This window comes from Klebsiella sp. MS 92-3, from assembly GCF_000195655.1.
GTDB lineage: Bacteria > Pseudomonadota > Gammaproteobacteria > Enterobacterales > Enterobacteriaceae > Klebsiella > Klebsiella pneumoniae.
Map to the genome: position 1 here is coordinate 72,661 of NZ_GL882793.1, position 8,081 is coordinate 80,741.

6 protein-coding genes and 1 pseudogene are annotated in these 8,081 nt (G+C 56.5%); 4 read left to right on the forward strand and 3 right to left on the reverse strand.

What is annotated here, in order from left to right; translation table 11 throughout:
* The 3 genes from HMPREF9538_RS16700 to ppa form a co-directional block, all read right to left on the reverse strand.
* A partial coding sequence (locus HMPREF9538_RS16700) for a hypothetical protein (protein ID WP_009484744.1) occupies positions 1-1,119 on the reverse strand: 1,119 nt, incomplete at its 3' end.
* A gap of 155 nt (positions 1,120-1,274) precedes the next feature.
* Complete coding sequence (locus HMPREF9538_RS16695) at positions 1,275-2,462, reverse strand: hypothetical protein (RefSeq protein WP_009484745.1); 1,188 nt, start codon at positions 2,460-2,462, stop codon at positions 1,275-1,277.
* Between the two features lie 74 nt (positions 2,463-2,536).
* Positions 2,537-3,067 (reverse strand): inorganic diphosphatase, encoded by a 531-nt coding sequence (gene ppa / locus HMPREF9538_RS16690; protein WP_002886766.1) that lies wholly within the window; start codon positions 3,065-3,067, stop codon positions 2,537-2,539.
* A 403-nt stretch (positions 3,068-3,470) separates the two neighbouring features.
* Here ppa and ytfQ point away from each other — a divergent pair, with 403 nt between their 5' ends.
* The 4 genes and pseudogenes from ytfQ (at position 3,471) to yjfF (ending at position 8,073) form a co-directional block, all read left to right on the forward strand.
* Positions 3,471-4,427 carry a galactofuranose ABC transporter, galactofuranose-binding protein YtfQ gene (gene ytfQ / locus HMPREF9538_RS16685; RefSeq protein ID WP_002886769.1) on the forward strand — a complete coding sequence of 319 codons (957 nt, stop codon included), beginning with the start codon at positions 3,471-3,473 and terminating at the stop codon, positions 4,425-4,427.
* A gap of 123 nt (positions 4,428-4,550) precedes the next feature.
* Entirely contained in the window at positions 4,551-6,053 is a 1,503-nt protein-coding gene (ytfR, locus tag HMPREF9538_RS16675; protein WP_004177669.1) for a galactofuranose ABC transporter, ATP-binding protein YtfR, read from the forward strand.
* Positions 6,054-6,063: 10 nt separating this feature from the next.
* Positions 6,064-7,088: pseudogene (gene ytfT, locus HMPREF9538_RS0127420) on the forward strand (galactofuranose ABC transporter, ATP-binding protein YtfT).
* Positions 7,075-8,073: a galactofuranose ABC transporter, permease protein YjfF gene (yjfF, locus tag HMPREF9538_RS16670; RefSeq protein ID WP_004178367.1), complete on the forward strand. Its 999-nt coding sequence runs from the start codon at positions 7,075-7,077 to the stop codon at positions 8,071-8,073. Before ytfT ends, yjfF begins: the two are co-directional and overlap by 14 nt.
* The last annotated feature ends 8 nt before the right edge of the window (positions 8,074-8,081 follow it).

An 8,081-nucleotide genomic window follows, 5' to 3' on the forward strand; every position in this document is an offset into this window, starting at 1 on the left:
ACGTAATATGGCCTGATGTACCTTCACTCTACCGGCCACCCGACGTGACAGGGGATGGGCAATCATACGGACAAACTCCATCACTATTAACAGCAGGTTAATCGGGAGCAGGGTGCCTGTCAGCCTGGTAAGCATTTCACGATAAAATGGCCAACTGCCCAGATTAAGCATGGGGTCGTGCAGTTTGATGGTGAGCGTAAAAAACATCACTATGAGTACGAGGCCGTACGCGATTTTATAAATTGATGCCATCTGCTGATTGCCGGGATGAAAGGGGCTATTTTTTAAATAAACACTGCCATCACTGACATTGTATAACGCCTGAAGATCATCGTATCCATGCCGGCGTGCGGCGATAACCCAGTCCCCATCGGCAAGAAATGGCGGGCGACAACGATTATTCAGGGCATCGCTCAGCCAGGTCAAGCGCGCTGAAAAAAACGAGTGACGAGTCGCCAGCTGAAAACAGGCGCCTTCTTTGATAAAATAAGGCCTTACCCTCGTAGCGAACCATATTTGATAATAACTATTCAGAATCACGCCTTCTTCAAGCGCAAATTCTTTTGGCAGCGCTATCTCGTTGTTGGCCGATGGTGGATGCCTTTCAGAAGTAGCGGGTAGAATTTCCAGACGCTGACAGAATGAAATATCGCCTTGCTTCGTTCGCTGCATTTTCGCATTGAGAACACGTAACCTGAGTGAGAAATTGCAAGAGCAAAAAGAGAAGATGCCGAAGGGATTCACCAACATTGTGATAAAACATAATAATAAAAAAATATCCAACCATGGAGCACAAGCGAGAATGATCAAGCAAACAAAAAAGACCAAGCCGACAGGTCGAAGAAGCTTTTTAATACTCAGCGGCTGCCGGGAAGGTTCGAGCAAAATGTGGCCATCGCTTAACCAGTGGATCCAGTAACTGCCATCCTTTAGGCGGCAAGTGCCGATATGTAGCGGCTGGCCGAGCCTCAGACGGTCAAAAAGCGAGGGGTCTTTAAAATGGCGTTTATCGGTATAAAAGGCATGCTCGCCTGCAATGAGGCGTAAATAGCTTTGCTCTTCCGAGGCGGCAGTGGTGAAGCCGGTAAAATTCACGGTGAAATAATGGGTCTGTTTCACAAGGTTCCTTCCTTGATGAAATGATGGTGTTTTACGTATCACGCGTTGCCGACCCACTCCTTACCAGAGCGGGAGATGATCCTTCGCCAGCCACATCGCGGAAGCCAACGTCGTCAGCGCGAGGAATAATAATCGTCGTGTTGGGGTGCTGAACATTACATGATCTCCTCGAGCGCGGTATGGCGGGCCGCTCCCTGCAGGTAGTGCCGCATCGCCGAGCGCATCTTCATCCAGTCAGCCACCCGGTGTGACAATAACCAGGCCGTCGGGCCAATCAGCTCCAGTACCGCCAGGATCCCGCCGAAACTGAGTAATAATAGGGACAGCATGTCCAGTGAATCCTGAATTAACCACCCAAATCCCCTGGCTGGTTTGTATGGGTTATTTAGCGACATGCCGAGTATGAGGAGGTACATCACCAGCACCATGCCATAAAACAGGTTATAGACTAGCGACATTTGCCGGTCACCGGGATAACAGGGATGATTTTTCAGAAAAGCGCCCCCGTCGCTGACGTTGTATAACGCCTGGACGTCGTTATCTTTCCGTTGGTAGACGACGACTATCCGATCGCCGATAGCGAGAAAGGGCGGTTGACGGCGGTAAAAAAAGGGATGCAGGCCGAAGTTGGCGAAGCCGTTCTGCCAGAAGAAGGCCAGCGGCGCCGTGTCGCATTGTATCCCAACGCCATGGTATTCCCGCGTTGGGTTCCCCGCGAACCACTTCTTAAAAATGATATTGCTAATTTTTCCCGTCCGGACGGCATAGCGTTCCGGCAGGGCTTGCGTAAAAGGCTTCGCCGACTGGCGGAGGGTTTGCGCCGTAGTCGGTAGCGGCTGGCAAAAGGAAAAGTCGCGGCGGCGGGCCTGCGCCATCTTCGCCAACAGATCGCGCATGGCGGGGTGCATTTTTAGCGCCCGGTGGAACAGTAGCTCGCAGAGGCCGGTTAACAACGCGATGAAGGCCAGTATCGCGATAATGCCGAAGCCGAACCTTCCCCATTCTGAGGTGCTCATCATGAGCGGGATAAGAGCGACGATGAGCGTCAGCAGGCTGATACTCAGCAGCGGCCGGGCCCAGCGCTTTACCCGTTGACTGGGCTCAAGGAGCGTTTCGCCATCGCTGAGCCAGTGGATCCAGTAACTGCCGTTGTCCAGGCGGCGGACGCCAAGGTGCAGAGGCTGATTGATCGTCAGGTGGTCAAAAAGCGAGGGGTCGTTAAAATAGCGTTTATCGGTATAAAAGACATGGTCGCCGGCGATAAGGCGCAGATACCCCTGTTTTTCACAGGCGGCGGGCGTGAAGCCAAAAAAGTTAAGGGGGAAATAGCGAACGCTTTTCACGGGACACCCTCCATGGTGTTATCGCGGCTATCCGTGCCGCAATCAGGCAGGGGATGACCCTGCCTGAGACAGAATTACTTCTGCTTAGCGCGCTCGAAAGAGGCAACGATTTCGGCTTTCGCCGCTTCCGCGTTGTCCCAACCGTCGACTTTAACCCACTTGCCTTTTTCCAGATCTTTGTAGTGCTCAAAGAAATGAGTGATCTGGGCTTTCAGCAGTTCCGGCAGGTCGTTCACATCGTTGATGTGATCGTATTCTTTGCTCAGCTTGGTGTGCGGTACGGCAACCAGTTTCGCATCTTCACCAGATTCGTCGGTCATCTTCAGAACGCCAACCGGACGGCAGCGGATCACGGAGCCCGGCTGCAGCGGGTACGGAGTCGGGACCAGCACGTCAACCGGGTCGCCGTCCAGGGACAGGGTGTGGTTGATGTAGCCGTAGTTGCACGGATAGAACATTGCCGTGGACATGAAACGGTCAACGAACAGTGCACCGCTCTCTTTGTCGACTTCGTATTTGATAGGATCTGCGTTCGCCGGGATTTCGATCACGACGTAGATGTCTTCCGGCAGATCTTTGCCCGCAGGTACGTTGAGTAAGCTCATGTCTGTTTCCTTTAAAATGTATGGCAAACAAGTGCTCGGTATTATAGCCAACTCACATCGAAAGTCTTCGCTTCTTTTTCCCGATATCGCCGCAGAGTGCTCCGAATTTTTCGCGTAATAATGACATGAAAATCCATAAACATAGCCACATCATGAATAAATTTATGTAACCGTTTTCATTGCATGTGATTGATTTATCATACTGCTTAAAAAAACGTCATAAACCGCAACAGCCGCGCTCCCTGCGAAGCCTTATCGGCTCTCCGCTGGGCAGTAGGGCCATCATTAACATCTCATTTACTTTTTTGAAGTGTGATGTAACGCATTCAGTTACATCACCGATTGTCTATAGTTTGTCCGCAGGTGAGACTTTAACCAACAATAACCCTACGAGGATACCCTTATGTGGAAGCGCTTACTTCTTGTCACAGCAGTTTCCGCAGCTATGTCGTCTATGGCGATAGCTGCCCCGCTAACCGTAGGTTTTTCGCAGGTCGGTTCTGAATCCGGCTGGCGTGCGGCGGAAACCAGCGTCGCGAAAGAGGAGGCCGCCAAGCGCGGTATCACCCTGAAGATCGCTGATGGTCAGCAAAAACAGGAAAACCAGATCAAAGCAGTACGTTCCTTTATTGCTCAAGGGGTCGACGCGATCTTCATTGCGCCGGTGGTGGCTACCGGCTGGGAACCGGTGCTGAAAGAGGCGAAAGAGGCCAAGATCCCGGTTTTCCTCCTCGACCGTTCCATTGATGTTAAAGATAAAGATCTCTACATGACCACCGTGACCGCCAACAACGTGCTGGAAGGCCAGCTGATTGGCGACTGGCTGGTGAAAACCGTCGACGGTAAGCCGTGTAACGTCGTTGAACTGCAGGGCACCGTTGGGGCCAGCGTGGCCATCGATCGTAAGAAAGGCTTCGCCGACGCGATTGCCAAAGCGTCGAATATCAAAATTATCCGCTCCCAGTCCGGCGACTTCACCCGCAGTAAAGGGAAAGAGGTCATGGAGAGCTTTATCAAAGCTGAGAATAACGGCAAAAACATCTGCATGGTGTTCGCTCATAACGACGATATGGCCATCGGCGCCATCCAGGCCATTAAAGAAGCTGGCCTGAAGCCGGGCAAAGATATTCTGACCGGCTCCATCGACGGCGTGCCGGATATCTATAAAGCGATGATCGCCGGAGAAGCCAACGCCAGCGTCGAGCTGACGCCAAATATGGCCGGCCCGGCGTTCGATGCGCTGGAGAAATACAAAAAAGACGGCACCCTGCCGGAGAAGCTGACCATTACCAAATCGACGCTGTATCTGCCGGATACGGCGAAAGAAGAGTTAGAGAAGAAGAAAAATATGGGCTACTGAGTGGGGAGCCCCTCATTCCATCCCTCTCCCCGGTGGGAGAGGGTAAAAAGCAGCGTTCCAGAAACCCCGGGAAGCCCAGCGCGACCCGGGGTAACCTGACATCATTTGAAGGTGACATCGATTATGAGCGCCGAGGCACACCAGGAGATCCTTCGCACCGAAGGACTTAGTAAATTCTTCCCCGGCGTTAAGGCGCTGGATAACGTCAACTTTAGCCTGCGGCGCGGCGAAATCATGGCCCTGTTGGGCGAAAACGGCGCCGGAAAATCGACGCTGATCAAAGCGCTGACCGGCGTTTACCATGCCGATCGCGGCACTATCTGGCTGGAAGGCCAGGCTATTTCGCCCAAAAATACCGCCCATGCCCAGCAGCTGGGGATCGGCACCGTCTACCAGGAAGTGAACCTGCTGCCCAATATGTCGGTGGCGGATAACCTGTTCATCGGCCGTGAGCCGCGGCGGTTTGGTCTGCTGCGACGTAAAGAGATGGAGGCCAGGGCGACGGCGCTGATGGCCTCCTACGGCTTTTCCCTCGACGTGCGCGAGCCGCTGAACCGCTTTTCGGTGGCGATGCAGCAGATCGTCGCTATCTGTCGGGCCATCGACCTGTCGGCCAAGGTGCTGATCCTCGACGAGCCCACCGCCAGCCTCGATACCCAGGAGGTGGAGATGCTGTTCACCCTGATGCGCCAGCTCAGGGATAACGGCGTCAGCCTGATCTTCGTCACCCATTTTCTCGACCAGGTCTATGCGGTCAGCGACCGCATCACCGTGCTGCGTAACGGCACATTTGTGGGCTGCCGTGAGACCCGCGAGCTGCCGCAGATTGAGCTGGTGAAAATGATGCTGGGTCGCGAACTGGACCACAATGCCCTGCAGCGGGCGGGCCGTACCCTGCTGAGCGATAAACCGGTAGCGGCGTTTGAAGGCTACGGTAAAAAAGGAACCATCGCCCCGTTCGACCTGCAGGTCCGCCCGGGAGAAATTGTAGGCCTCGCCGGCCTGCTGGGTTCCGGACGCACGGAAACCGCCGAGGTGATCTTCGGCATTAAAACGGCGGACAGCGGGAAGGCGTGGATCAAAGGCAAACCTCAGACCCTGCGCTCCCCGCATCAGGCTTCCTGCCTCGGGATCGGCTTCTGTCCTGAAGATCGCAAAACCGACGGCATTATCGCCGCCGCTTCGGTGCGGGAAAATATCGTTCTGGCCCTGCAGGCGCAGCGCGGCTGGCTGCGGCCGATCCCCCGCCGGGAGCAGAATGAGATCGCCGAGCGCTTTATTCGCCAGCTGGGGATCCGTACCCCGAGCGCCGAGCAGCCGATCGAGTTTCTCTCCGGCGGCAACCAGCAGAAGGTGTTGCTCTCCCGCTGGCTGCTGACCAAACCGCAGTTCCTGATCCTCGATGAGCCGACCCGCGGCATCGACGTCGGCGCCCATGCGGAAATTATTCGCCTGATTGAAACCCTCTGCGCCGATGGCCTGGCGCTGCTGGTTATCTCTTCTGAACTGGAGGAGCTGGTGGGTTACGCCGATCGGGTCATTATCCTGCGCGATCGCCGACAAGTGGCGGAGATCCCGCTCGCCGAGCTCTCTGTTCCGGCGATCATGAACGCTATTGCGGCATAAGGAGTAACCCATGATGCCTCGATCTCTTTCGCAAACCGGCCCGGAGAAGCGACGCTTCACCTGGCCGAAGGGCACCCCGCAGATTATTGCCCTGCTGCTGGTTCTGCTGGTAGACAGCCTGGTGGCGCCCCATTTTTATCAGGTGGTGCTCCAGGATGGCCGCCTGTTTGGCAGCCCGATCGATATCTCAACCGCGCCGCGCCGGTGGCGCTGCTGGCGATCGGCATGACGCTGGTGATCGCCACCGGCGGCATCGACCTGTCGGTAGGGGCGGTGATGGCGATTGCCGGCGCGACGGCCGCCTCGATGACCGTCGCCGGGCACAGCCTGCCGGTGGTGCTGTTGGCCGCGCTGGCCGCGGGCGCGCTGGCCGGATTGTGGAACGGCATCCTCGTGGCGGTCCTTAAGATCCAGCCCTTTGTGGCGACGCTGATCCTGATGGTGGCCGGGCGCGGGGTGGCGCAGTTGATCACCGCCGGGCAGATCGTCACCTTTGATTCCCCGGCCCTGGCATGGCTCGGCAGCGGATCGTTTCTGCTGTTTCCGACGCCGGTGATCGTCGCCGCCGCTACGCTGCTGCTGTTCTGGCTGTTTACCCGTAAAACGGCGCTGGGCATGTTTATTGAGGCGGTAGGGATCAACATCCGCGCGGCGAAAAACGCCGGCGTCAATACCCGCATCGTGGTGATGCTGGCCTATGTCCTGAGCGGCGTCTGCGCGGCGATCGCCGGGATCATCGTGGCGGCGGACATTCGCGGCGCGGATGCCAATAACGCCGGGCTATGGCTTGAGCTGGACGCCATTCTGGCGGTGGTCATCGGCGGCGCCTCGCTGATGGGCGGGCGCTTTAACCTGCTGCTCTCGGTGGTGGGGGCGCTGATTATCCAGGGAATGAACACCGGGATTTTGCTCTCCGGCTTCCCGCCGGAGCTCAACCAGGTGGTGAAAGCGGTGGTGGTGCTGTGCGTACTGATTGTCCAGTCGCCGCGCTTTATCGGTTTACTGAAAGGGGTACGCGGCCATGATAAAACGTAATTTACCATTGATGATCACCCTTGCGGTGTTTGTGCTGGGCTACCTCTACTGCCTGACCCAGTTCCCCGGTTTTGCCTCAACGCGGGTGATCTGCAATATCCTGACGGATAACGCCTTCCTCGGGATCATCGCCGTGGGCATGACCTTTGTGATCCTCTCCGGCGGGATCGATCTGTCGGTGGGGTCGGTGATCGCCTTTACCGGCGTCTTCCTCGCCAAAGCAATTGGCTTTTGGGGAATCTCGCCGCTGGTGGCCTTTCCGCTGGTGCTGGTGATGGGCTGCGCCTTCGGCGCGTTTATGGGGCTGCTGATTGACGCCCTGAAGATCCCGGCCTTTATCATCACCCTCGCCGGCATGTTCTTCCTGCGCGGCGTGAGCTATCTGGTGTCAGAGGAGTCGATTCCGATTAACCACCCAGTGTACGACACCCTGTCCGGGCTGGCATGGACCATTCCCGGCGGCGGTCGTCTCAGCGCCATGGGACTGCTGATGCTGCTGGTGGTGGTGGCCGGTATTTTTGTCGCCCATCGCACCCGCTTTGGCAACCAGGTGTATGCCATCGGCGGCAACGCCATGTCGGCGAATCTGATGGGGATTTCGACTCGCAGCGCCACGATCCGTATCTATATGCTCTCCACCGGACTGGCGACGCTGGCCGGGATCGTCTTTTCCATTTATACCCAGGCGGGCTATGCGCTGGCGGGCGTCGGCGTCGAGCTGGATGCGATTGCCTCGGTGGTGATCGGCGGTACGCTGCTAAGCGGTGGCGTCGGTACCGTGCTGGGAACGCTGTTCGGGGTGGCGATCCAGGGGCTGATTCAGACCTACATCAACTTCGACGGCACCCTCAGCTCATGGTGGACGAAAATCGCCATCGGCATTTTGCTGTTTATCTTTATCGCGCTGCAGCGTGGTCTGACCGTGCTGTGGGAAAATCGGCAAAATGCGGCGGTGACGCGGGTGAGCGGGGCGGGGAGTCGCTAAGAAATGGG